General features: G+C 45.8%; 22 protein-coding genes and 1 pseudogene. 4 read left to right on the forward strand and 19 right to left on the reverse strand.

The features are described from left to right. Window positions 1-79 precede the first annotated feature (79 nt). From QUA01_RS08450 to QUA01_RS08485, 8 genes and pseudogenes are all read right to left on the reverse strand, one after another. Complete coding sequence (locus QUA01_RS08450) at window positions 80-1,078, reverse strand: hypothetical protein (protein WP_333089118.1); 999 nt, start codon at window positions 1,076-1,078, stop codon at window positions 80-82. A 169-nt stretch (window positions 1,079-1,247) separates the two neighbouring features. Next, entirely contained in the window at window positions 1,248-1,592 is a 345-nt protein-coding gene (locus QUA01_RS08455) for a DUF5615 family PIN-like protein (RefSeq protein WP_333089121.1), read from the reverse strand. Window positions 1,593-1,596: 4 nt separating this feature from the next. After that, on the reverse strand, window positions 1,597-1,923 hold the full coding sequence (locus QUA01_RS08460) for a DUF433 domain-containing protein (RefSeq protein WP_333089123.1): 327 nt from the start codon (window positions 1,921-1,923) through the stop codon (window positions 1,597-1,599). A 239-nt stretch (window positions 1,924-2,162) separates the two neighbouring features. Next, a complete protein-coding gene (locus QUA01_RS08465) occupies window positions 2,163-4,760 on the reverse strand; it encodes a protein-arginine deiminase family protein (RefSeq protein ID WP_333089124.1) in 2,598 nt (865 codons plus the stop codon). 209 nt (window positions 4,761-4,969) lie between these two features. Beyond that, window positions 4,970-5,296 (reverse strand): annotated as a pseudogene (locus QUA01_RS08470) (DUF433 domain-containing protein). Window positions 5,297-5,669: 373 nt separating this feature from the next. Continuing rightward, a complete protein-coding gene (locus QUA01_RS08475; protein ID WP_333089126.1) occupies window positions 5,670-7,079 on the reverse strand; it encodes an NAD(P)(+) transhydrogenase (Re/Si-specific) subunit beta in 1,410 nt (469 codons plus the stop codon). After that, window positions 7,076-7,369, reverse strand: a complete 294-nt coding sequence (locus QUA01_RS08480) for an NAD(P) transhydrogenase subunit alpha (RefSeq protein ID WP_106150865.1) — start codon at window positions 7,367-7,369, stop codon at window positions 7,076-7,078. The genes QUA01_RS08475 and QUA01_RS08480 overlap by 4 nt, the downstream gene beginning before the upstream one ends. Before the next feature lie 375 nt (window positions 7,370-7,744). Beyond that, window positions 7,745-8,893: a Re/Si-specific NAD(P)(+) transhydrogenase subunit alpha gene (locus QUA01_RS08485; RefSeq protein WP_333089129.1), complete on the reverse strand. Its 1,149-nt coding sequence runs from the start codon at window positions 8,891-8,893 to the stop codon at window positions 7,745-7,747. Between the two features lie 955 nt (window positions 8,894-9,848). On the opposite strand from QUA01_RS08485, the gene QUA01_RS08490 reads away from it, so the two are divergent. From QUA01_RS08490 to QUA01_RS08500, 3 genes are all read left to right on the forward strand, one after another. After that, window positions 9,849-10,361 carry a DUF2808 domain-containing protein gene (locus QUA01_RS08490; protein WP_194067891.1) on the forward strand — a complete coding sequence of 171 codons (513 nt, stop codon included), beginning with the start codon at window positions 9,849-9,851 and terminating at the stop codon, window positions 10,359-10,361. A 451-nt stretch (window positions 10,362-10,812) separates the two neighbouring features. After that, a complete protein-coding gene (locus QUA01_RS08495) occupies window positions 10,813-12,081 on the forward strand; it encodes an MFS transporter (RefSeq protein ID WP_333089132.1) in 1,269 nt (422 codons plus the stop codon). Window positions 12,082-12,189: 108 nt separating this feature from the next. Beyond that, the gene (locus tag QUA01_RS08500; protein WP_333089133.1) at window positions 12,190-13,776 is read left to right on the forward strand and encodes an MDR family MFS transporter; all 1,587 of its coding nucleotides are present in this window, start codon (window positions 12,190-12,192) and stop codon (window positions 13,774-13,776) included. Window positions 13,777-13,808: 32 nt separating this feature from the next. Here the strand turns inward: QUA01_RS08500 and QUA01_RS08505 are convergent, their stop codons facing one another. The 11 genes from QUA01_RS08505 to purM form a co-directional block, all read right to left on the reverse strand. Further along, the gene (locus QUA01_RS08505; protein ID WP_333089135.1) at window positions 13,809-14,576 is read right to left on the reverse strand and encodes an ABC transporter ATP-binding protein; all 768 of its coding nucleotides are present in this window, start codon (window positions 14,574-14,576) and stop codon (window positions 13,809-13,811) included. 312 nt (window positions 14,577-14,888) lie between these two features. After that, entirely contained in the window at window positions 14,889-15,767 is an 879-nt protein-coding gene (glyQ, locus tag QUA01_RS08510; RefSeq protein WP_333089136.1) for a glycine--tRNA ligase subunit alpha, read from the reverse strand. Between the two features lie 126 nt (window positions 15,768-15,893). Next, the gene (locus QUA01_RS08515) at window positions 15,894-16,181 is read right to left on the reverse strand and encodes an NfeD family protein (protein WP_194067886.1); all 288 of its coding nucleotides are present in this window, start codon (window positions 16,179-16,181) and stop codon (window positions 15,894-15,896) included. A 94-nt stretch (window positions 16,182-16,275) separates the two neighbouring features. Then, window positions 16,276-16,563, reverse strand: a complete 288-nt coding sequence (locus QUA01_RS08520; protein ID WP_194067885.1) for an NfeD family protein — start codon at window positions 16,561-16,563, stop codon at window positions 16,276-16,278. 851 nt (window positions 16,564-17,414) lie between these two features. Beyond that, entirely contained in the window at window positions 17,415-17,882 is a 468-nt protein-coding gene (locus QUA01_RS08525; RefSeq protein ID WP_333089141.1) for a GNAT family N-acetyltransferase, read from the reverse strand. Next, entirely contained in the window at window positions 17,879-18,394 is a 516-nt protein-coding gene (locus tag QUA01_RS08530) for a cupin domain-containing protein (protein WP_333089144.1), read from the reverse strand. Before QUA01_RS08530 ends, QUA01_RS08525 begins: the two co-directional genes overlap by 4 nt. A 204-nt stretch (window positions 18,395-18,598) precedes the next feature. Continuing rightward, complete coding sequence (locus QUA01_RS08535; RefSeq protein WP_333089145.1) at window positions 18,599-18,814, reverse strand: hypothetical protein; 216 nt, start codon at window positions 18,812-18,814, stop codon at window positions 18,599-18,601. Between the two features lie 19 nt (window positions 18,815-18,833). Next, window positions 18,834-19,040: a DUF1611 domain-containing protein gene (locus tag QUA01_RS08540; protein WP_333089146.1), complete on the reverse strand. Its 207-nt coding sequence runs from the start codon at window positions 19,038-19,040 to the stop codon at window positions 18,834-18,836. After that, entirely contained in the window at window positions 19,001-19,171 is a 171-nt protein-coding gene (locus QUA01_RS08545; protein ID WP_333089149.1) for a hypothetical protein, read from the reverse strand. Before QUA01_RS08545 ends, QUA01_RS08540 begins: the two co-directional genes overlap by 40 nt. A gap of 837 nt (window positions 19,172-20,008) precedes the next feature. Further along, window positions 20,009-20,713 carry a hypothetical protein gene (locus tag QUA01_RS08550; RefSeq protein WP_333089151.1) on the reverse strand — a complete coding sequence of 235 codons (705 nt, stop codon included), beginning with the start codon at window positions 20,711-20,713 and terminating at the stop codon, window positions 20,009-20,011. Window positions 20,714-21,616: 903 nt separating this feature from the next. Further along, window positions 21,617-22,645: a phosphoribosylformylglycinamidine cyclo-ligase gene (purM, locus tag QUA01_RS08555; RefSeq protein WP_333089153.1), complete on the reverse strand. Its 1,029-nt coding sequence runs from the start codon at window positions 22,643-22,645 to the stop codon at window positions 21,617-21,619. Window positions 22,646-23,227: 582 nt separating this feature from the next. Between purM and QUA01_RS08560 the strand changes: the two genes are divergently transcribed. Beyond that, window positions 23,228-24,301 (forward strand): septal ring lytic transglycosylase RlpA family protein, encoded by a 1,074-nt coding sequence (locus QUA01_RS08560; RefSeq protein WP_333089155.1) that lies wholly within the window; start codon window positions 23,228-23,230, stop codon window positions 24,299-24,301. Window positions 24,302-25,008 lie beyond the last annotated feature (707 nt).

Raw genomic sequence — 25,008 nt, forward strand, 5'->3', positions numbered from 1 at the left:
GTAATTAGTAATTAGTAATTGGTAATTGGCGGGGCGGGTTGATATATTTGGCAACTACCGCCCGAGCAAATTATACTTACTATTTTACTTCTATTTTAACAACGTAGTTTGCTTGGCGATCGCCCGAAATTTCAATAGTATAATCGCCGCTGCTTGGTAGCTGACCTTGCCACTGACTCGCGCTATCTGCAGTGCCGATTTTTTCACCGTTAGGAGCACTGATTGCCGCATTAACTTGACCTTCTTGAACCTTGATTGTCATGCTTTGGCCGCTATTGCATTCTACCAAGTAGCGCTTGGATATATTGGCTCGCAAACTATTGTTGAGAGTAGTTCCCGTAGCACCTCCTGGAAAGTTAACTCGCTCAGTTACAGGAGTTTCCACCGCAGCGCCAGAAGGAGATGGAGAAGAGTTCGGCAACGGCGAAGCAAGTGGCGGAACCCCTGAGAGCGAGGGAATTGGAGTCTGACCGGCCGACGGCGGGATGGTGAGGGGCAGTGTCTGCTGGGGTGCTGGGGGAAGTCCGGGCCGGCGGTTGAGGCGCGCTGCTGGGACAGGCGGAGGGCTTTCCCGCAGGGGTACGTCAGCGGGTAGTCTGATTTGAATGTTCGCTCTTTCCTGATACATTTTCCACGCTAGGAAACTGCCGAGACTGAGCACTGAACCGACTAACATTCCGCTGAAAAAAATAGCCAAAATTTGCCAAATTTTAGTTGGTTTTGGTTCAGGATTTGCTGTGTGAATTATTGGAGGCGGATAAGTTGCGGGTTGAGTTGTTTCCGCAGCGATATCGGCGGCAAATGGAATTGCTTCTGTTTCTGTTTCAAGATTGGTAATGAAAATATCTTGTTTGACGGCAGTTTTAGTCGGACTTTGTGTGGCGGTATTGGTAGTTAAACTATTTTCGGTTTGGGGTGTTTCACTGGAAATTTCTGCTGCTTCAGAAGTGACAGTTAAATCATCTTCGATAGCGGCATTTTTCATTGGAGTTTCTGCTGGTGCGGAATCTGCATCGAAACTGCCAATTGTTTCTGGCTGCTGAGTCAATATTTGATTTTTTTCAAGTTCTTCACTCATGGGATAAAATTCTCGTATAAAGATTGCTTTTTAGCATTTTACGCGATCTGTGCGATCGGCTGCAGTGAAATAATACCGCAAGGCGATTGACAAACTGCCCGAAAACGCGATCGAGTAATCTGTCGGCTGGGGCGATCGGAAATTTACGAACTTTTAAAACCTATGATATTTATCGAGATGGACGATTGACTCGAACCAGCATTCCTTTGAGTGTTTCCACATTAGCAATAGCCTCCGAAATTCGTGCAGCCATCCTCTGTCTGTCTTGTTGGTCGTCTTTACAGACAATGATACCAGAATGGTTGGGTTGTGAAGCGTGCAGTCGGATAAAATCGATTCTATTGAGTGTTAAAACTGCGCGTTCCTTTGTAACAGCAAAAGCCAGGACATCTTCATCAGGAATGCCCAGATTTGCATTCCTCGCTTGTTGTACGGTAAACACATCGTGACCTAGAGCGCGAAGTAATTCAACTACTACCCTAGGGAATTGTTCATCTGCATACAAACGTGCCATTCTGTTAATCTATATCGTTCAAATTAATTGCTGCTTCAATCTCGTCAGGAAATGCTTCAGCATAAGCCCAGGCATTTTTCAAGTCGCTAGCGCTAAGATGCGGATAATCTTCTAAAAGTTGAGCATCAGTTGCACCTAATCGGCGAGACTCTACCAGTCCCCAAACAGAAATTCTAGTGCCTGCAATCCTGGCATTACCGCCGACAGTACCGGGAGTTTTTTCAATTCCCTGCCAGGTGTTGGCTAAACTTTGAGCTAATATCTGTATTGCTAGAGCTTTCTCAGGCGGAGTCAGGGAAAGCAGTTGCGGTTCTAATTCTTTTAGTGTCATAGTCTATGGCGGGTTTGGCTGCTGGGAATGTCGTATCTATATTATAGCGATCGAGCTTTTTGCAGGGTAGCCATCTCTTAAACTCCTAAGCAGAGTTTTGCTAAATATTAGCAGAGGAATGCGAGTCGGGATTTGCGGTGGGGTGGGGGCGGGTTTATGAGATTATTCGTTACAGGCGAGTATTGTTGGTGAAATCCGCCCCTACAAATTACCAATTTCCGACTCCCAATTCCCGATTACTAATTATTAGGCAAAGTCTGCCAAAAAGGCTGCAGTTCAGGCTTCCTCACAGTATTCGTTGCCGACTGCACGTTTCCTTTCAATTCTTGATAATAGCGATCGTTTAGAAAACTCACACTAACACCAGCAGGAAGCAGCAGTTGGCGCAATCTTTCTTGAGTGTAATCTCTGCCGTCAATCATCGGGCCGCGCGGATTAGAAACTAACAAATTGCCGTTGACTGGTACCGAATTGACCATATTCGGCCACCAAGCATAACCGCTGTAGCCAAACATCGCTGGAACTTGAACGATTTGGTCGTCTGTCAGTGAAAACTCTCTTTTCAACTTGTCTAATATCGGGTTAATTTTCTGCTTTTGCAAATTGAGATTGTGTTGCATTAAAGCTTGATTTTTCAAGGCGGCGCTGACTGTAGTTTCATTGCTCAAACCGCGATTGATAGTAACCTCGCCGTAACCTGTTTTTGACAATTCTTCTAACAGTCTAACTCCTGCTTCTGGACTGGCGATCGCCATTACATATTTTCCGGGAGTTTGACTGGGAATAAAATTGATAATTTCATCGACTTGGCGAGTCAAAAGCCAAGAAGTATCAATATCCACCGCAGGCCCTTGAATTCTTTGAGCTTGAATAAAATCAAGTACCTCTGGATTAAAACTAGCATTTCCCGAATTTCCGTAATAAGCTCTACCCATTGGATATCCGGGAATCGGCGGTGTCACCTGCAAATTTCCGTAGCCATTTGACCACTGACTTACGGGGTTGTCGTCGCGAGAGTTGCCAATTTTAATTACTCTCAAGTTACGCTCTTCACTTGATTTATCCGGCGGGTTTTTATTGGGTTCGTCAGTGCTTTTGAGAGCCACATTCAATTGGCGTATATCAGATTTTTCGGGAAGTTGAATGTAACCGTTTTTCTGAATATTTTGCATCCAAGCATTCTCGCCCTGGATGATTTTTAATTGAGCGCCAGTGGGTTCTACTGCTTGTTTCAGTTGCGAGATAAATTCACTGTTGGCGGCCCCTCTGTCGCTGACTTGAACTTCTGTTACTGGTGCGGTATTGGCTGGTATTATCCAAGGACTGACACCCATTTGGATTGTGGTGGCGGCGATTTGTTGACCGTTGTTTTCGGCAGTTGCTTTGAGATTGACTTTGCCGTTCCAATTGCGATCGGCAAATTGTTTTGCTTCGACACCTAAAACAATATTCGTGCTGAAAACTAGGGGTTTTGTACCGGATATATCTACAGCTTGCCATCCATCGCCTATTTTCTGAAAAACGTTGACATGAGGGCTGGCGATGCTATCAGCAGTGATAAATAATTGAGAGGTTTTGAAGTTTTCAGACAACGTTAAGTTAACTTGAGAAAGCATGGCGGCGCGGCGGGGGACGCTAACTTTGGTTTGTTTCCAAGGGGCTATTTTTGTGCGATCGTTCTTGGGATCATTAAACACAATTAGCGCGCCGTTAGACAATGACCATTGTTCTTTTCCGGCTTCGTCTAGTTGATTAATTTCGCCGTCTCTGTTAGTATCTCCCGCAAAGAAGAAGTTGGTCGGCGAGGCTGCGAGGTCTACAGGGGCGGGAGTTGCAGTTGCGGTTGACTCAGGAGTTGGTTGAGGAGTTGCTTGCTGATTTATTTCTAATTCTTGGCGGGCGAGTTCTTGGCGGGCTAATTCCTGCTTTTCTAATTCTTGGCGGGCTAGTTCTTGGCGGGCTAATTCCTGCTTTTCTTGTTCTTGGCGGGCTAATTCCTGCTTTTCTTGTTCTTGGCGGGCTAATTCTTGTTTTTCTCGTTCCTGCTTTTCTAATTCTTGGCGGGCGAGTTCTTGGCGGGCCAATTCTTGTTTTTCTCGTTCTTGACGGATTAATTCTTGTCGGGCAAATTCTTGTCTTTCTATTTCTTGGCGGGCGATTTCTTTTTTCTCTTGTTCTTTTCTCTCTATTTCTCGGCGGGCGAGTTCTTTTTTCTCTTGCTCTTTTCTGGCTAGCTCTCTTACCTGTTCTTCCTCGGCTCTAATTTTCTGTTGAGAACGTGCTACTTGCCATTCGTAGGTAGCGACAGTGAGGTTTCCTTGATATTCGATGGTTTTGTCGATCGCCCGCTCAGTCAAAAAAGAACCGTGAGGGATGAGTCGCAGGTGGTTGAGCGCCATTTGCCACAGGCGTTGTGACTCTTCCCAAGTAGCAGGGTCGGCTTTAGAAGTGCGTCCAATTACAACAGCTCTGGCGGCTATTTTAGCAGCATCGTCCCAATTATTTTTAGCTCTTTCTTCTGTTTGAATCTGACTTTGAGCGTTTTGGAGTTGCTCGGCCAGATTTTTGGATTGCTGGCGGTTCCAATGTTCTGGAGAAAATAGGTTGTTGTCGGGATTTTTGGTGCTGTTATCTAATTCTACCTTGAGGCGATCGCGCAATTTGTATAGTTCCGGGAGCGATTGCGGAGTGTCGCCGTCTGACTCTCGCCCTGAGAGTGCGAGTTGGTAGTTGAGGGAAGGTTGAGCCACTGTTGCGGGCACAGCAACCCAAATAATACCGATGACGACACCGAAAGTATTGACAATCGCGATCGTAATATATTTAACCCAGCGCATATAGTTTATCCTCTGACACACAAATTATTTTACCTAATCTTGGTGCCTTTGGTAAGATTTTACGGTGATTTGGGCGAATAGGACTTAGCATGGGGCCGAGAAACCGGGTTTTTCTCAAAAATACTTTGTTGCTACCGACAGATTAGATAAAAAACCCCGTTTCTTTGTCGGAGTCGGTAAGTTCTGTTATGGGATATTTACGCCATCTTTTAGGCTTCCTCATTTTCTTTGATTGCTTGTTCAATTTCCTCTGGATCAGCATCAGCATAAGCCCAAGCATTTACCAAGTCAGCGGCGGTTAAATGGGGAAATGATTATAGAATGATACCATCGGAAGCACCTAAACGGCGATCGCCCACGAGCGACCAAACGGGTATGCGAGTATTGCCAACACCAGCATCACCGCCGCACCAGCCGGGAGTTTTTTTTATGCCGAGGGAACCGTTGGTTAAAGTTTGAAGTAAAATTTCTATAGCTGCTGCTTTATCTGCGATCGTTAAGGAAGCAAGATTGACTTTTAATTCGGTTATTATCATAGCTTAAGCTTCGGTTATGCCATAAATATATGATAAAAATTGTAGTTCAAAAATTTTAGGAAATATTTTTGCAAAAAACCCGGTTTCTGCCTTCCCACAAGTTATATCGTTTCCGGTTGGATCGGAATGATTTAATCGGCGCTAGAACACAGAGTACACAGAGTCCGAGAATATATATCTGAATCATTCCGATGCTACCGGATTTGATATTAGAAGACTCGGCGATTGAAATCGCGACTAGACAAACGAAGTCAGCCTCCGCCGACTGAAGAGTATTGATATCAAAACCCAATCAAAACACAAACCCGGTTTCTTGGAGAAACCGGGTTTAATTATCTGCGTTAATGTGCGTTAATGTGCGATCGGAAAAATCCTACAACTGCTTCACCTCAGCAACTAATTTCGCAACCACATCCTTAGCGCTACCAAACAACATCATCGTCTTATCCTTGTAAAACAACTCATTGTCAACACCGGAAAAACCAGCACTCATCCCGCGCTTGATCACGATAGTATGCTTAGCCTTATCAACCTCCAAAATCGGCATCCCGTAAATCGGGCTCGCCGTATCGTGACGCGCCGCCGGATTCACCACATCATTCGCGCCGATTACCAACGCCACATCCGTTTCTTCAAATTGCGGGTTGATATCGTCCATATCGTACAACTGCGGATAAGGCACGTTTGCTTCCGCCAACAACACATTCATGTGCCCCGGCATCCGCCCAGCCACCGGGTGAATCGCGTATTTCACGTCAACACCCATTTTTTCCAAACCGTCGGCTAACTCGCGTACCGAATGCTGGGCTTGCGCTACAGCCATTCCGTAACCGGGAATAATTACCACCGATCGCGCATAACCCAACATCATCGCACTTTCTTCGAGATTGATACTGCGAACAGTTTTGTCAGTAGCACCAGCAGCAGCCCCAGCAGCCCCAGCACTAGCACCACCGCTACCAAAGGCGCTAAACAACACACTACCAAGCGATCGATTCATCGCCTTACACATGATCTGCGTCAAAATGATTCCAGACGCGCCAACAAGTGCACCAGCGATAATCAGCATATTGTTCATCAAAATGAACCCAGCCACACTCGCCGCAATCCCCGAATAGGAGTTAAGCAGCGACACCACAACCGGCATATCGCCACCGCCAATCGGGAGCACAAACATGATACCCAGGATATTAGAAATAGCCACCAAAGCCAGGAATACCGGTACATCTTCCGGGTGAAACACCATATAACCGCTGCCGGCTAAAAGCGCGATCGCCAGCATCGCATTAAACGGCTGTTGCAGCGGAAACGTCATGGGCGCACCCGGTAGCAATTCTTGCAGCTTCGCAAACGCCACAAGGCTACCAGTGAAAGTAATCCCGCCAATGAGCACACCCAAAAGGATCGTGATTGTCGCGTCTGGAGTTGGCGATTCCGGGATGCTGAGATAGCGCCAGAATTCGCCCACAGCAACGAGTGCAGAAGCCGCGCCCCCAAAACCGTTAAGCAAACCCACCATCTGCGGCATATCCGTCATTGCAACGGTTTTCGCCATAATTGTTCCCACAATGGAACCGATGATTATTCCGACAGCAATCAATTCGTAGCTGATAACTTGCCTTTCGAGTAAAGTACCGACGATCGCAATAAACATCCCGATCGCAGCTAACACGTTTCCTTGACGCGCAGTAGCCGGAGAACCCAATTGTTTCAAACCGACGATAAATAAAGATGCAGCCACTAGATAGCCTAGCTGAATGCCACTGGGCAGAAAATCGCTCACGCTTTAACCTCTTTTTTCTTGAACATTTGCAGCATTCGATCGGTTACTAAAAAACCGGCGACAACGTTAATTGTGGCCAGGGCGATCGCGATCGTCCCCAAAATCGAAGTAACAGTCACATTTCCCTGGCCCGAAATCAGAATTGCGCCTAAAACTGCAATTCCTGAAATCGCATTCGATCCCGACATCAAAGGTGTGTGCAGCGTCGGCGGGACTTTATTAATTACTTCAAATCCCACAAACGACGCTAGCGTAAACACTACTAAACCTGCAATCAATCCTTCTGCCATGACAATTGGTAATTGGTAATTGGTTATTAGTCATTAGTCATTAGTCATTAGTCATTAGTTGTTAGTTGTTAGTCAATAGTCATTAGTCCTTAGTCATCAACTGTAAAAGCTTTACCGTTTCCCAACCAGGTCAAACGTCTTCACAGACTGCTGTTTACTGCCGAGATCAGATCCCCCCTTAGCTTGCCCCCTACTCCCCCTTAAGAAGGGGGGGACAAGAAGCATTCAAAGTCAACCCCTACTCCCCTTCTTAAGGGGGATTTAGGGGGATCTGGCCTTGACTACCAACGAGATTTATCAACGGTTTTAGATTTAAGCTGACACTAATGAAATCACCCATTTTCCTACTAATGACTAATGACTGTTGACTATTAACTAACTAACGGCTGAAGCCTCAGCAGCCAAAGCATCCCGAACTCGCTGGTTGCTAATTTCGCCATCGCGGGCGACGCAAGCACCAGCAATGATATCGTCTTCAAAATTCAAATTGAGTTCCTTATCTTTCAGCATCAACTGAACCAAAGCCGAGATATTCTTCGAGTAAGTTTCGCTAGCGTGTACCGGCATCGAGGACGGCAAATTAATCGGCCCGATGACATTAACACCGTTCCATTCAACATCTTTCCCTGCTTCCGAACACTCGCAATTGCCGCCTTGTTCCGCCGCGAGGTCAACAATTATCGATCCCGGTTTCATTTGAGAAACCATTTCTCGGGTAACTAAAATAGGTGCTTTTCTGCCGGGAACTTGAGCGGTGGTAATCACTGCATCGGAGGCGCTGACGTGTTGGGTGAGCACTTGGCGGGTGTATTCTTTAGCGGCTTCTGATAGCTCTTTTGCATAGCCACCGGCGGCGACGGTTTCTTCTTTTAGTTCGACATCAACGAATTTAGCACCCAAGCTTTGCACTTGTTCTTTGGTTTCCGGGCGGATGTCGAAGGCTTCGACAACTGCACCCAAACGGCGCGCTGTGGCGATCGCCTGCAAGCCCGCAACGCCCACACCCATTACCAATATTTTCGCGGGGCGAATTGTACCCGCCGCCGTTGTCAGCATTGGGAAATATTTTGGCAATGCACAGGCTGCGATCAGTACGGCTTTGTAACCGGCGACGTTGGCTTGGGATGACAGTGCATCCATGCTTTGGGCGCGGCTGGTGCGCGGGATCATTTCCATGCTGAATGCCGTTACTTTGCGATCGGCCAACCGCTGCACTAAAGCCGGATTTCCCAAAGGATTCAAAAATCCGATGAAAACGCCTCCTTCGCGGAGTTGATGAACTTCAGATTCTTGGATCTCCCCGATTTTGACGACGACATCGGCTTCGCCCCACAGCGTAGCGGTATCACCGATAACACGAGCTCCGGCTTCTTCGTAAGCAAGATCCGAGAAAAACGATTTTTCCCCGGCACCGGCCTCAACCCAAACTTCTACGCCCTGTTTGACTAATCGGGCTACAGCGTCGGGCACTAAGGCCACCCGGCGTTCCTCTGCTTTAAATTCTTTGGCGATCGCTAATTTCATAAGAAAAACTCGGCAAGTGGGAAACTCAGCGACTTCAGTCCTGAGAGGAAAACGGCTCGGCGATTTCAATCGCCTTGAATCCCCTTTCGGGGGTCGGAGAGGAAATTTAATTAACCTCTCCGATGAGGTATGGTTGCCTCAAACTCCCATTTCTGGGGTAATGTTCGCTTGTCGGCCAAGGTTATAAAGGCTTGTTAGGCTAGCAGCACTGTCTCAGTGACTTTAAGACTGTTTAACAACTAGCGACAGAGCAGAAAACTAGCGTCGCATTCTCCGGTGTCGTGACCTGAATAACGTAGTCAGTTAAGACTTAGGCTGGTCAGAATAGCTTGTAATTTCTTACAAGCTCAGCGGCTTTAGCCCTGAGTTCCTGACTAACTCTCCTTTACTCTAGACATAGACAGGGCGGTTTCAACCGCACGCATACATGGCGGTTTCAACCGCGCCTGGACGAGACATGGCGGTTTCAACCGCGCCTGGACGAGACAGGGCGGTTGAAACCGCCAGCAGAAAGTCAGACAAAACCTGCAGACGCAGGTGGAAATTCAAATTTCCCAGTCCGCAGAGGTGTTCGGCGAGGGAAGCCGAGTCGCGGACATCGTTTGACAAGAAGCGATTTCAATTGCTGGCCCGGTGGCGGTTGAAATCTATTCTGCTGGCTTCTCACGTTGATAGTAAAGCCGATCGCCAAAAATACACTCGCTTCTTTAACTTGTCTTATAGATTCAATTTCGTTAAACTATTCAATTTGCAGCCGAGTATGGTATAATAAAACGCTGCCTAATTCTGTAGTGTAAATGTCTGTTGTCAGTATTACGCAAAAAAAAAATTGATTGAATTCGGGCGATCGCACTCATCAAATTGCCAAAACAATCGCTATATTAAAGGCATTCATTGCCAATTGCCCGCAGTAAATATTTAAGGTTCCATTCTAATTTTGGTCAGAGGAGCGATTATGAGACGATTATTTTCAGCACTAGCAGTTACAGGTTGTTTGCTGACAGGCTTACCCGCCATCAGTTTAGCCCAAGGAATGCCGGGATTCACAATTTTCGGCGGCCCCGAGCGCGCCAACCAATTAAACTATCGCTTGGATTACGGCAAAGCAGGGATGAACGGTGACAGATACCGGCTGCGAATTCCTTCCAAAAAAGTAAGTTTGGCGATCGCCCAACTGAACATATCCTATCCAGACTACTACAAAGGCGAATTCGACCAAAAAGATATTAAAGTGCGCGTCAAAGACAAAACAATACAATTGCAAGAAGTAATCTGGGATAAAGAAAATCGATTCATAGAAATTTATCCTGCAGAACCAATTCCAGCAGGTAGCAACGTTGAAGTTGTGCTCTCCAACGTCCAGAACCCAAGTCCCGGCGGAATGTACAATTTCAACCTCCGCATCCGCACCCCAGGGGACGTTCCATTGATGCGTTACCTGGGGACTTGGCTGTTAAGCATTGAGTGAGGAAAAGGGCAGAAACCGAGTTTGTTTCGACAAAATACGCGGTAACAGCCCGCAAATTCCCCAAAAAACCCGGTTTCTGAGCAACCCGCGATCGCCCAGAAACCGGGCTTTTTGTCGAAAAATACGCGGTAACAGCCCGCAAATTCCCCAAAAAACCCGGTTTCTGCGATCGGAGCGCATAAATCCTGAATACTCAAATGTCCACAAATACGTCAAAAGTATTATTTTTGGGCGATCGGACTCCCAAATCAACGAGCATCCTCTATACCTTAAGAAGGAGTCAACAACACAGTTAAATTCCCCATTCGATTGGGGGATGCGAGGCGGAGGGAGACTCCGCTATAAACAATAAATACAAAGGTTTTTAGGCGATTGTGGAAATCAATAGCCCAGAGGCGCTAGCTACAAAATATTTACCAATCAAATAGGATTGCTCGATCCCTACTGATACATGAATCTACAAGCAAAAATCAAATCCATAAAACTTCCTCCGGCCCTCAAATCTCGAAATTATCGCCTGTTTTTTGCAGGACAAGGCATCTCACTCATTGGCAATTGGATGACCCAAGTCGCTACTATTTGGCTTGTATACCATTTGAGCGATTCACCTTGGATGCTGGGCGTAGTGGGATTTACCAGTCAAATTCCCACATTAATTTTATTGCCTTTTGCAGGAGTTTTCATCGATCGCTGGAACCGGCACAGAGTCATAATTGCCACTCAAGTATTAGCAATGGTTCAATCCTTAGCTCTAGCATTTTTAGCGCTAACAGGAGTCGTGAACATCTGGCAAATTCTAGTATTGAGTTTCTTTCAAGGGGCAATTAATGCGTTTGACGCACCAGCACGACAAGCTTTCGTGCCCGAAATCGTAGACAAAAAAGAAGACTTAGCAAATGCGATCGCCCTCAACGCTTCCATGTTCAACGGAGCCAGATTGATCGGGCCGGCAATTGCAGGTTTGCTGATAGCGACAATCGGCTCTAGTTATTGTTTCCTGATTGACGGACTCAGCTACATCGCCGTAATTGCAGGCTTATTAGCGATGAAAATCAAGCCGCGCCAAATTGCCGCAACTAATACAAAACCCTTACAAAGATTAAAAGAAGGATTTGTTTACGCCTTCGGCTTTCCGCCGATTAGAGCAATTCTCATCTTATTATCATTAGTCAGCTTCGCCGGAATGTCACACACAATATTAGTCCCAATTTTTGCCACAAAAATACTCCACGGCGACGCAGAAACCCTCGGCTTTTTGATGGCAGCTTCTGGAGTCGGAGCATTTTCAGGCGCGATTTATTTAATTGGACGAAAAAGTGTCGTCGGTCTCGGCAAATTAATTGCTATTTCCCCCGCCGTCATGGGATTCGGACTGATCGGTTTTGGTTTATCCCGAGTCTTGTGGCTGTCATTAATCATGATGTTATTCGTGGGGTGGGGTTTCATCATCCAATTTGCAGCAGGAAACACATTCTTGCAAACAATTGTAGAAGACGACAAACGCGGCAGAGTGATGAGCATCTACACAATGGCATTTTTTGGAGTCACACCATTTGGCAATTTAGTAGCCGGCGGATTGGCCAATTATATCGGCTCTCCCAACACAGTCATACTTGGCGGTATAATTTGTATTTTAGCAGCAGTAGTTTTCAGCAAACAGTTGCCCGCTTTAAAACACTTAGTCCGACCAATTTATCAAAAAATGGGTTTAATTTCCTAAACAACCTGTAAACTTCTATCCTTCCCTCTTCCCATCTCTTTCTCAGCGCCCTCTGCGCCCTCTGCGGTAAAAAAATCCAAATTAAATACGCAACCAGAGGTTAAACCAATGGCAAATACCAGTGCAATTCCCCAACAGCAAAGCGACGATCACGTTCCCTTAAAAACCTGGATCGGCGTCATGGCAACAATGATCGGCGCTTTCATGGCGGTTTTGGACATCCAAATCACCAACGCTTCTCTGAAAGATATCCAAGCAGCTTTAGGCGCAACTTTAGAAGAAGGATCTTGGATTTCTACCTCTTATCTAGTCGCAGAAATTGTAGTAATTCCGCTGACTGGTTGGCTATCGCAGGTGTTTTCTGTCCGCCGCTACATTTTGGTAAATGCCGCTTTCTTTGTATTCTTTTCTATGTGCTGCGCTTGGGCGTGGGATTTGAATTCAATGATTGTTTTTCGAGCTTTGCAGGGGTTTACGGGCGGCATTTTAATTCCGATGGCTTTTACGTTTTTGCTGACAAATTTACCGCCCAAAAAGCAACCAGTCGGCATGGCGATGTTTGCACTCACAGCTACTTTTGCACCATCCATCGGGCCGACATTGGGAGGTTGGCTGACGGAGAATTACGGCTGGCAATATGTCTTTTATTTAAATTTGGTTCCGGGGCTGCTGCTGCTAGCAGGTGTGTGGTATGCCGTCGTCCCGACGCCGATGCGGCTCGAACTGCTAAAAGGGGGCGACTGGTGGGGAATTACCTCAATGGCGATCGGCCTGGGTTCCCTGCAAGTTGTGTTAGAAGAAGGCAGTCGCAAAGACTGGTTTAGTTCTGATTTGGTTTTGCGTTTAAGCATAGTTTCTGCCATATTTCTCAGCGCTTTTTTCTGGATTGAACTAACTAGAAAAAAACCGTTTATTAACCTACGATTATTGACTCGCCGCAATTTCGCTTTAGCAACTGTTGTGAATGTTTCTTTGGGGGTGGGATTGTACGGTTCGGTGTTCATTTTGCCCCTGTATTTAGGTCAGATTCAGCAGTATAATGCCATGCAAATTGGCGAGGTGATTATGTGGGGCGGCGTGCCGCAGTTATTCCTCGTGCCGATGGTGCCGAAATTGATGCAGCGAATAGATACGCGGCTGATGATTGGCATCGGTGTGAGTTTGTTTGCGGTGAGTTGTTTTATGAATGCCAGCATGACTCACGAGACGGGCATCGATCAGTTGCGTTGGTCGCAATTAGTGCGAGCAATGGGACAGCCTTTGATTATGGTGCCGCTGTCAAGTATTGCCACGGCTGGTATGGCAAAACACGAGGCTGGTTCTGCTTCGGGTTTGTTTAATATGATGCGAAATCTGGGAGGTTCGATGGGGATTGCGGCCCTAGGAACTTTGGTGACGATGCGCGAGCAATTTCACTCGAATCGATTAGGGGAATCTGTTTCTTTGTACAATCAGGCAACGCAGGAGAGAATGAATCAAATGACTCAGTATTTTGTGAGTCGCGGTGCTGATGCAAGTGTGGCGCATAACCAAGCAATTCAGGCAATTGATGGTCTGGTTCGTCGGGAAGCTTATGTCATGGCTTTTAATGATTGTTTTTACTTTGTGGGAATTGCTTTGTTGTTAAGTGGGATTGCTATTTTGGGTTTTAAAAAGGTGAAACCGGGTGCTGGTGGTGGAGGGGGCGCTCATTGATTCTGTAGCGCTTCGGCGCACCCTACAAATGTTCACCATTCTTGTTCTGCTTCTGCTTCTGCTTGGATTAAATTTTGCCGCAGTTGCACCCAATTTATTTGATGAGATGCGGAATATTCGAGGAGTTTTCCGCGCTGTAAATGCAGGACTCGCGTGCTAAACTGTTCGGCTAATTCTAATTGGTGATTGACCATTAAAATTGTGGTTTGATTGTTAGTTAGCTGTGTCAATACTTGCAAAATGTGGGCGGCTTTTCCTGCGTCTAGGGCGGATGTTGGTTCGTCTAAAAGCAAGATTTTGGGTTCCAAAATGATGCCGCGGGCGATCGTCACTAACTGTTTTTGGCCTGTGGAAAGCTGCAATTCGGTGCGATCGAGCCATTCTTGGGGTATGTGTAATTGTGCGATCGCCCCGCTAATTCTCTCAGCAATGTTTGATGCAGCAACGCCCCGCAGCTTCAAAGGATAAGCCAAAGCTTCTCGCACCGACATCCCCAAAAGCTTGGATTCTTGCAGGATTAGGGTGATTTGTCTGCGGAGTTCGATCGCAGGTATTTGTCGGTAATCCCGATTTTCCAGATAAATCGAGCCGCTGGTGGGGCTGCTGAGTCGGTTTAACAACCGCAACAGCGTAGTTTTCCCAGCCCCCGAAGGGCCGACAATTGCGACGCGATCGCCAGAGTGCACATCAAACGAGATATTGTTTAATAAGTAGCTAGAGGCGATCGGTGTTTTCAAACTTACATCATCAACGCGCAATTGAGGAATTGTTTCTGTATTATTTTCTGAATAATTAAGCATTTAATTTATTTAAAATAGGGAATAATTAGTCTTATTGAACCGCGAAGACGCAAAGGACACGAGGGGGAGCATCTCAATGAAAGCAGCCCAGATAAAAATTGGAGGTCGGAGGTAGGAGACAGGAGGAAAGAGGAAGAAAGAAGCAGTCAAAAGAAGTCTTTTTACAAATATGAGAGGCTCCCACACGAAGTCAGAATCAGGAAGAAGATCGGAAAAATAATAGCCAGATTTCCAACTTCTTTAAGAAGTCGGAAATCTAATAAATTTATCCGTGTATCCGTGTCCGCATCCTTGTATTGCCGCTCTTCATTCTCAAACTTTTACTGTTTTTTCCAATGGAAAACCCAACTGTTCGCGCTGTTCCAAATAAAGCTGAGCCACCCGTCGCGCCAAATTCCTAATTTTGGTAATGTAGCGAGTTCTTTCCGTTACCGAAATCACGCCTCTAGCATCGAGTAAATTGAAAGTGTGAGAACATTTTAACACATAATCAAGACTGGGCAAAACCAATCCTTTTTTTGTCAGTTGTTCGGCTTCTTGCTCGTACAATCCAAACAAAGTAAACAGCAATTCAGGATTGGAATCTTCAAAGTTATAAGTACACTGTTCTATTTCTCCTTGCAGGTGAACGTCGCCGTAAGTTACGCCATCTTTCCACTGAATTTTGGTCATGGCATCAACTTCTTGGAGATACATTGCGAGACGTTCTAGTCCGTAGGTAATTTCAATAGATACCGGGCGACAATCTATGCTACCGCACTGTTGAAAATAGGTAAATTGAGTAATTTCCATGCCGTCGAGCCAGACTTCCCAGCCCACACCCCAAGCTCCGAGGGTAGGCGATTCCCAGTTGTCTTCTACAAAGCGAATGTCGTGGTCTTCGGGGCGAATTCCTAATGCTCTCAGGGAGTCTAAATAAACTTCTTGAATGTTGGGAGGAGATGGTTTAATCAGGACTTGATATTGATAGTAATGTTGGAAGCGATTGGGATTTTCGCCGTAGCGTCCGTCGGTGGGGCGGCGACAGGGTTCGACATAGGCGACTGACCAAGGTTCGGGGCCAATTGCTCTGAGGAAGGTGTGGGGATTCATGGTTCCTGCACCTTTTTCTGTGTCGTAGGATTGGGCGATCAGGCAACCGCGATCGCTCCAGAATTGATTTAAAGTTGCAATGATTGATTGAAAGTTCACTGGTTTAAATAGGGCTAGTATGTATCTCAACTTATTTAAGCATAAAAAAGGCAGGGTTTATTTGCATAAACCCTGCCAAAGTCATGTGAGGTGTAAAAAGTTAGGTCGTTTGAATCGAGTTGTGATTTAGTCTGCGGGAGTGAGGGAAACTAATAGGGTGATGTTGTCAACGCCGATGACATAAACGGTGTCTCCCGGTGTGAGCGTGATTTGGCGATCGCAACGTGCGGGCCACCAGCTACCTTGAAAGCGGACGCGACCTGTTTGATTCGGATAAATCGATTCATCGACGATTGCTTCTTCGTTGAAGTAGTGAAAGTTGGTATTGATGTAGTTGTCGATTAACATATTATTTGCTGTGCTGTAGGTGTGGACAGAAAAAATAGAACCGAAAGCTTTTGCTAAATTGAACATTTTACGAACTCCTTTTGTGTTAAAATATAGGAAATTTTTAGATGCTGTTTCTGCTATTTAAAAGGCTGCATTTCCTGATTTTCGATGCTGTGATTTAGTCGGCGGGAGCGAGGGAAACTAACAGAGTGATGCTGTCAACGCCGATGACATAAACGGTGTCTCCCGGTGTGAGGGTGATTTGGCGATCGCACCGTGCGGGCCACCAGCTACCTTGAAAGCGGACGCGACCTGTTTGGTTCGGGTAAATCGATTCATCGACCACGGCTTCTTCGTTGAAGTAGTGAAAATTGGTGTTGACGTAATTTTTGATTAACATATTGTTGGCGGTGTTGTATCCTTGAGTAGAAAAGATTGAGCCGAAAGCTTTTAATACGTTGAACATGATATTTACTCCGGTTGTGTTAAAATATATGGATGTGTAATTGTCTGTTTCTGCTATTTGAGAGGCTGCATTTCCTGGTTAAGATTGATTAATTGCCCAGATATTTCATTGTTCTTGTCTGGGGTGCTTTCATCCGGATCAAAAATAAAAATCTTTTGATTTTTTTGGGGGATTTGAGCGACGGTTGCGGGGAGTCTAAATTGAGTAATTCCAAGGTATTGAATTAAGGATTTAGCTGTCGCTTAGTTGCTGGGATTTGTCTCACTGGTAGATGTTGTTAGCTACATTAGCGCTTGGCTGATTCCGCATTACTACTGCTGTGAAGATGTTTTGTTTTTGGATTTGAGGATTTTTTGAATCGGTTGTGACTCGCTTGCTTTACACTTACTAATTTATAAAAAGTCGAAGGTATGTGGTGCGATCGATCTGACACTTTCCGTCTCTGGTACTGGCACAGGACAGTAAGCAACGGTAAAACAACGATTAATCAATGGTTTGAGGCTGATTCTCTGGCTGGTGGCTGTGCCAATTTAGCAAAGTGGACTACCGCAGGCGGTGAATTCTAAGTTTACGCAATGTCGATCGGCCAATCCGGAACATCCGTACATATCTAGCCCGTGACTCATAGGTGCGATCGTTCGGATTTCAGCCCCCTTTCATCTGATCGGGACTGAAGTGCGATGCTGCGAACCGATTTTAAGTTCGATCGTTCGGACTTCAGTCCTCTCTCGTCTGATGATGAGCACTAAAGTCATCACTACGAACCGAGGCTGTAATCGCAATTATTCAACAAATCGAACTTAAAATCAATTCATAAATTCAGCATCTTAAATTCATAAAAGTCCTAATTATCAAGAACCTTCTCGATACTGCATAATAGTTACAGGAATTCTGAATAAAAATTTAGCTAACTGAGACAAACCAAACTTGAATTTCAGGGACTGTGGCAAATCTTGCACAGAAACTGCTACAAAGCCAAAGCGACTGTAAAATGCTGCGAGTCGCTTTCCCAAACATTCTAAATATAGCGGTTCCGTAGCCTGTTGAATTAAATATTGTGTGAGATAGGTGCCCAAACTGCGATCGCGCCAATCCTTCGCCACCACCAAACTACCCAACTCTTGCGCGCCGGAAAAGTTCCGCAACTGTCCGCAAGCAGCCAACTTTCCCTCACATTCGATGACCCAGAATTGCTCCCAGCGCAACTGAGTAGGATCGAGTTTAGCGCTCCACACCAACCTTCTAATTGATTTGATATCTTGTTTCAACGCTGGTCGGATTGTGCATTTTGGGGGTAAGGAAAAATGACTTTCATTCATGATGATTCCTGTTGGCTTTCTCGTTTGGCTTGGGCTTTCAACATCCTTTCTTTTAACCGTGCATTTCTCTCGGCAATTTCGGGATTTCCCTCATACCAAGGCGGAACATCGTCATAATCGGGGATTCCATCATCTATCAGATAGCGCGCGTTGGGTTGCCTGGGATAACCTGCGGCCAATCCTCCAGTACAGATCGCAAATAAAGCTGTATTTTCAGCAGCTTTTAATGCTCTCTTTGCAGCAGGAGAAACTCTCACAATATCGCCGCCCTCAAGTGTCAATAGTTCCCCATCTACAACCATCAAGCCCTTGCCTTCAACTACAATATAGACTTCTTCTTGTTCTGCGTGGCTGTGAGTAAAGGTGTAGCCCTCGCCAGCCGGCAAGCGAATCAAACCTAAAGCTACTCCTTGCAGATTTAGCTGTCGCCAAGGGTTGGTGAGTTGGGGCAAATTCTTAAAATCAAAGTGAGCTTTACTGAATTTATTGTTATTTTCAGAATCTAGTTCCATATTATCTATTTAAGTAGAAGAGGTGTTAATAAAAATTATACCAGCGACGCGCTTCAAAATGCGAAACACTTCGTAACAATCCTTGGCGCGATTACGAACTCATAAGATAAAGCGTACTGCGGATTGTCTTATTTAACCAATTTAATCAATCTGAAGTTGCTGCCATTTGTCAGAAGCCCAAAAGTTGGTCTATCAGGATTGGGGTTACTCAGCTTTTACGGTATCTTCTATCATGGGGTACTCGGCACTGTTAATATACCCAACATTTACTTTGTCTAAATATCGCTTTTCTTCCTCAGTAATTTCTGGTAAATCGTCAATCCATTCCCGAAAAAATTGTTCATCTTCAGCAAGTTGGAAGTTGAATTTTGTCTTGACATCACCGAGTGTCAGTGCTTTTGCTTGAATGCTTTGTGTCATAATTTTCTGTAGCTCTTAGCTAGTTGTAACTGATTGTAGCAGATCGATTGTCGATCGCCCCCAGCAACACCTCCGCACCAAACCGCACCGGATAGGTACAAGATAATCCCGTTTCTGCTTGAATTTCAGCTATTGCTAACAGCGCATCTGCCTCATTTAAGTGCTCGGTGTTAAGGGCGATCGCGCTCACTTTTGCCCCAAAAAAAGTACCAGCAGCAGCCACCATTCGTACAATTCAACCACTTTCAACAAACTCGGAATCGATACCCGCAGGTGATGCGGCAAGCCTGCTTTTTTACCCAGCCAGTTGTGGGTTGCCATGTCGATGGCGGCGCGGGCTGCGGTATATTGTGGCATAATTATAGTTAGGTAAAGTGCCCTGCCGCGCGCGCTACATTAACAGGTAAAAAGGTAAGCAAGTAATACCAATCTTCCAAATTAATGTAACAGTATATGTAGGGTGTGGATACATCGAAAATTTCTCAAAAAGAGTGACAATCTAATAGCGACGCACCTTACACATTGGGCGAACAAAACAACCCTTCGTTTCACTCCGCCCAACAATTTTATTGTTGCAACATTTTTTCTAAATGGTATAAATTCAAGAGGGTAGACTAAAGTCCTGACTGCGAACATATGATAAAGCAGGACTTATTTAATTGTAAGTCCTGCTAGGCTGCTAAGGGAGCATTTTCTAAATTTTATTAAACAGGCTGACTCAAAAATCCGCCTGACCAATTGTCAAATTCTGTGCCAATCTCCTCAGACTGTTCTAGTAGAGGGTTTAGCCTCTCCTCGGAGACTGCAAAGCAGGGGAAACGGTAAAAACCCTGCACCACTTTTTTTGTTTTAACCACGAAGGTCAACCAGAATTAGCTTTTATCGCCGCAGTTACAGCATTGTTCGCCAGTCGCTTCCCGGACACCGTTCTCCTATGGTTGGCGATTTACAGGTCAAACAGCAAAACACCTGTTCTGGCTAAAGTTGGTTGTTTATTTATGCTGTATTGTTCTATTCTGTACGATTTTGGAAAAATGTTAGCGATCGTACAAAAAACTTTACATTTTTCAGCTATTAGACTTTGCCAGAACAGCGAATCAAAGGCAAGATATATGCCTACCCACAATAATTATTGTTTATGTCTTCTGCACCTTTTGCTAAAAGTAGAAGAAAAGTCAGTGGTTTGTTTTTGACCTATTTGTTGACTGTGGCGCTTAGTTGTCGTAGTTGATGTTGAATTCGGTTAAATTCTTTCTGTTCTTCGCTTAGCAAAGTATTGTCGATCGGCGATCGCATATCCCACTGCAATTCAGACAATAACAGCAAACAACCGGCCATAATTATGCCTGTGGTTAGATATTGCCAAGGTGCGACAAAAGGCAATATTCCGATCGCAAATAGATGAGCTAATCCGATCGCGATAAAAGTGCGCGATCGCAAACCGAGTCCAGTACAAAAATAGCCGATCGCGCTCAACCCCAACCACAAATCGCACAAGTGCTGCAACAAACCACCCCAACCCAGAAAAATACTGCAATCCGTCAGCACCAAACCAGTTATCATCAGCATCGCCCAACAATACAGAATCCAGCTAACTCGCTCGACTTTTACCCAAAACAAAGTTAACACAGCCATCCCAGCAGTGCCAATAATCGTCAGTGTTGACCACAGAATCGCCTGAAAGCTCCAACTAAGCGGCACAAATTGAGCCGTGAAAAAAATCCCCGCCGTCACCAAACCCCAAAGCAGAAAAGTTTGGTCAATCCGGGTATAAAATCCTGAGAAAAGAGTAATATTTCCAATTTGCCAGTTTAGTTGCAACAAGCCCGATCGGTCTTGTACGTCGAGATGTTCCTGTTTGCTGCGGATTAGGGGTTCGGAGACGTTGAAAAAGGTCATCCAGTGTGGTTTAAAATATTAGGTTTTGCCTATTGTAACAAAACTACATAAATATTTTTAAAATTTTATTGCATTTTTTCTCATTCCCCGGATCTGCCTGGGGAGGTAGATCCCGAGGAACAGCCTCCCCAGAGTCTAAAGCTGGCGACGAAGCTGCGTTAAGTTTAGACTGACACAGCTTAGAATTTTGAGTTTAAGCAAGCCTTCAATACTAATTTTTGAGAGAAAAAATGAAGGCAACATTCACAAGCATTGAGCCATTTTAATTGTCGAGTAAATTTGTCACGTAGCTGTGGCAATTTTCAGCAGATAAAGTTTATTTTTCGTGGCGTTGCTGATTTACGGTAGGACAGGCTAAATATGTAATTCATCAAAACTAGCAGAAAGCTTCTGGATTTTGAGATTATTTGTTTCTCGCCCAGCGAGCAAAGTCTCTGCACAATTTAAGGCGGACTTGCACTGGTTTTTAAGCCGCTGGATAAATTATATCAAATCCTCTATTCATCGGAATAGTAAATTCACTGTTGACTGTTAACATCATGTATGAGTGCAACCGGAATTGATATTAGACTGCAATTGCATTGATGCGATCGATCGATTCAAAATTATTTGCGTCAATCAGCGTTCATCTGCCTGAAATCTGCGATCGCTCCATCGGACAAAAATTTATCTTGTAAAATAAACCAACTTTCCTAAAATTTTGTGAAAAAAATCGGCTTAAAAAAGAGGTATTACCTATTGACTTTTCCAGAAATTCTATGGTATATTTTAAATAATGGGAGTGTTAACTTGGATTTTAAAAATCTCACCATTCCCATTATTTAATAATACCTCATCGATTACTCAAAGTCAAGCATTAAGCCGAAAAAAAAAGGCGTTTTTTTTTAATTTCTTCAACTAAAATTAGTCTGCGTTGATTACCAATTCCCCGTTTCCGTCAATAACTTCGCCGATCGCCCAAGCAGCAATTTCCTGAGACTCAAACCATTGAACGGTGGCTGCGACTTGGGCGCGATCGACCAACAGGACAAACCCAACACCCATATTAAAAGTATTGAACATATCTGCGATCGCAACTTGCCCAGCTTCAGCAATCCAGTCAAAAATCGGCAAACTCGGCCAGCTATTAATGTCAATTTTCACAGATTGATTTGCGCCCAAACAGCGGGGCAAATTTTCCGGCAAACCGCCACCAGTAATGTGAGCCATCCCGTGAATTTTTAAACCGCTGTTAATGGCTGCGAGGACAGGCTTAACATAAATCGCAGTCGGAGTGAGAAGAACCTCTCCCAAACTTTGGCCGCCCAACTCAGAGGGTTGGGAATGCCAATCAAAACCCCTCACGCCCGCAATTTTCCTTACCAAACTAAAACCGTTGCTGTGGACGCCAGAACTAGCGAGCCCCACAGCCACATCTCCCACCCGCACCTGCGAACCATCAAGCAACTTGCTTTTTTCGACAATTCCCACACAAAAACCAGCCAAATCGTACTCACCCGCTTGATAAAAACCGGGCATTTCTGCGGTTTCACCTCCGAGCAAAGCACAGCCTGCTTGCTTGCAACCCTCAGCAATCCCTGTCACCACAGCAGCTAATTGTTCAGAATTTAACTTTCCCGTGGCTAAATAATCGAGAAAAAAGAGGGGTTCCGCCCCGGATGTCAGCACGTCGTTGACGCACATCGCCACCAAGTCGATACCTACCGTGTCGTGGCGATCGAGCTCGCTGGCCAACTTCAACTTAGTCCCAACGCCGTCAGTGCCCGAAACCATCACCGGCTCTTTTAAACCCTCCGGGACGCTGAAAAACCCGCTAAATCCGCCGAATCCGCCCAAAACTCCCGCTCTGTGGGTGCTTTTGACCGTATTTTTGATGCGCGAGACAAAAGCTCTGCCCGCCTCAACATCCACACCTGCTTCTCGATAATCCATAAATCCGCCAAATCGATTTCTAAGTTTTAGTGTATGCCCATAACGGTTAACGCTTAACAGTGGACAAACAGCTTTTTTCAGGCTAAGCATTAGACCCTTCCTCCAAAGGCCTGTCTAGAACAGGCTCGAAAAGCCTCTTCCAGAATAATTATGGGAGAGGTCTAGTACACAGCAATAAAATCCGGTGAATTTTTGTAAAGTTTTGTAAATTTTTCAGGAATTGCGAAAACCTCTGCAAACACTGGAATCAAAGCATTATCTGAGACATAAATTTGTGAAAAATCCCTCGATTTTTGGTAAATTTCGTGCTGTGAGCGATCCCCAAGCGCAAAAGTTTGTGGTAGTCTGTTGCAGTTCGTTACCAAAACACAAATTGCGGATCGAGTATGAGTTGTCAAGTATCGGGAAAGTTTCGACCAAAATTTTTGGGTCAGAAGCATAAAAGCACTCAAAGCAGCCCGATACTCTGCTGTGACTCTAGGAGGAATCGCGAAAAGCAAACAGAAAAATCTGTAGCGCCCGATCGCATCTTGGCAAATCCTCCAATCTCGCTTGGCAATGGCTCTTCACAAAAATGGACGTATGAAGGAAAAATTTGTTGGTGGTCTACTCGCTGTCCTGTTAGTTCCTGTCGTAGGAACGGCCTCTTCTTGTCACGCACAAGCAACAGATGCCGTCAAGCAAAACTCTCAGTCCCAGCAAGCAATTGCCACCCAACCGTCCCCGCAGTTAAACGCGAAGCGGGTCGAAGCACAAAAAGTCGGACAGTATCAGTATCAAGCAAGAGCTGAGATTAACCGAGACTCGATCGCCAAAATTCAGTCCCACGACTTAGGCGGGCGACAAGCAGCGACAGTCTACGTGCGAAACATTCCAGTCATCACCTTTCTCAACGCCAGTCCGGAAAAAAATGCCAAAATCGGAGAAACAGGCGACAGCCAAGCCGATGCTCGCAGTCAGTTAAAAGTAGCAGACCAAAAAGACAATCCCAAAGTAGGAAACATCGCCAGCAACGCAATCAGCGTCCAAGCAGATCCTGTGTCGCGGGCATCGAGCTTAGCAGCAAGACTCAACCAGTTAGCCCGCAACAACATCGATCCCAACAGCATTACAGTGAAGTGGGAAGAACGAGACCGCTACCTGATCCAGGCAAACGGCGAGGACTTGGTAAACATCAACGCCGAAACCATCCTCCCCGACACCACCAGCGACTTTAGTCGAGACGCGCTGCAAGTAACCAATCGCCTCCGCCGACTGCTGGGGAACGCTCCACCCCTGGCAGCAGTAGCAGGCCAACCCCAACCAGAACGCCCCCTGCTCTCTGTGGGCCCCGTTCAAGTGCGGCTCAACGGCTGGGCTTCCTGGTACGGCCCGGGCTTTAACGGCAACCTCAGCGCCAGCGGCGAGCGTTTCAACCAAAATGATTTAACCGCAGCCCACCGCAACTTGCCCTTCGGAACTAGAGTGATGGTGCGAAATCTCGACAACGGCCGCACCGTAGTCGTCCGCATTAATGACCGCGGCCCCTATGTGGGCGATCGGCTGATTGACTTGTCCGCAGGTGCCGCCAGCGTCCTGGGAATGATCGGCAGCGGTGTGGCGAGAGTGGAAATCGAAGTAATGGAACCGCAGCAGCCAACAACTGTGGGACAGTAAACGGAAGACAGTACAGTAAAAGGCCAGATATTGCAGCATTCTGCCTCGCAAAGGGTTTCTGGCCTGCTGCACAAAGAATTAATTTTCTTGTGGAGCCCGCATGAGAGTCCGTTCATCAAAAGGCGATCGAGAATAGACTTGGATTGCACAAGTCCTCGATCTTTCAACCGCAGATTTCAGGTAGATGCAACGCGGCTCAACGCAGATAATTTCAGATAACTTGTGAGTCAGTAACTCAGGGCTTTAGCCACTGAGCTTGTCAGAGAAATTGAGCAAGCTATACTGACGGGCCTGAGTCTTAACTGACTACGTTATTTAGGTCACGACACTCCTTGAATGCGACGCTAGTTTTCCGCTCTGTCGCTAGTAGTTAAACAGTCTTAAAGTCACGCTCGACAGTGCTGCTAGCCTAACAAACCTTTATAACATTGACCGACAAGCGAACATCACCCGAAAGGGATTTTTCGGAGACAACCATATCTCCACAGAGGAGCAACCATACCCCTCTAACCCCGAAAGGGGATTCAAGGCGGTTGAAACCGCCGAGCCGTTTTCCTCTCAGGACTGAAGTCGCTCAGTTTCCCACTTACCGAGCTTTTTTATGAATGCCAGAGGTATAGTGATGCCAGATCTCCGATCGACACTAATATCTGGCTCTCGCGGCCAAAATCGCGCTCTCTTGGGGGCGAACTTGTTGCTAACATCGG

The sequence above is a fragment of the Microcoleus sp. S36a_B3 genome (assembly GCF_036700745.1).
In the GTDB taxonomy this organism is placed as follows: domain Bacteria; phylum Cyanobacteriota; class Cyanobacteriia; order Cyanobacteriales; family Microcoleaceae; genus Microcoleus.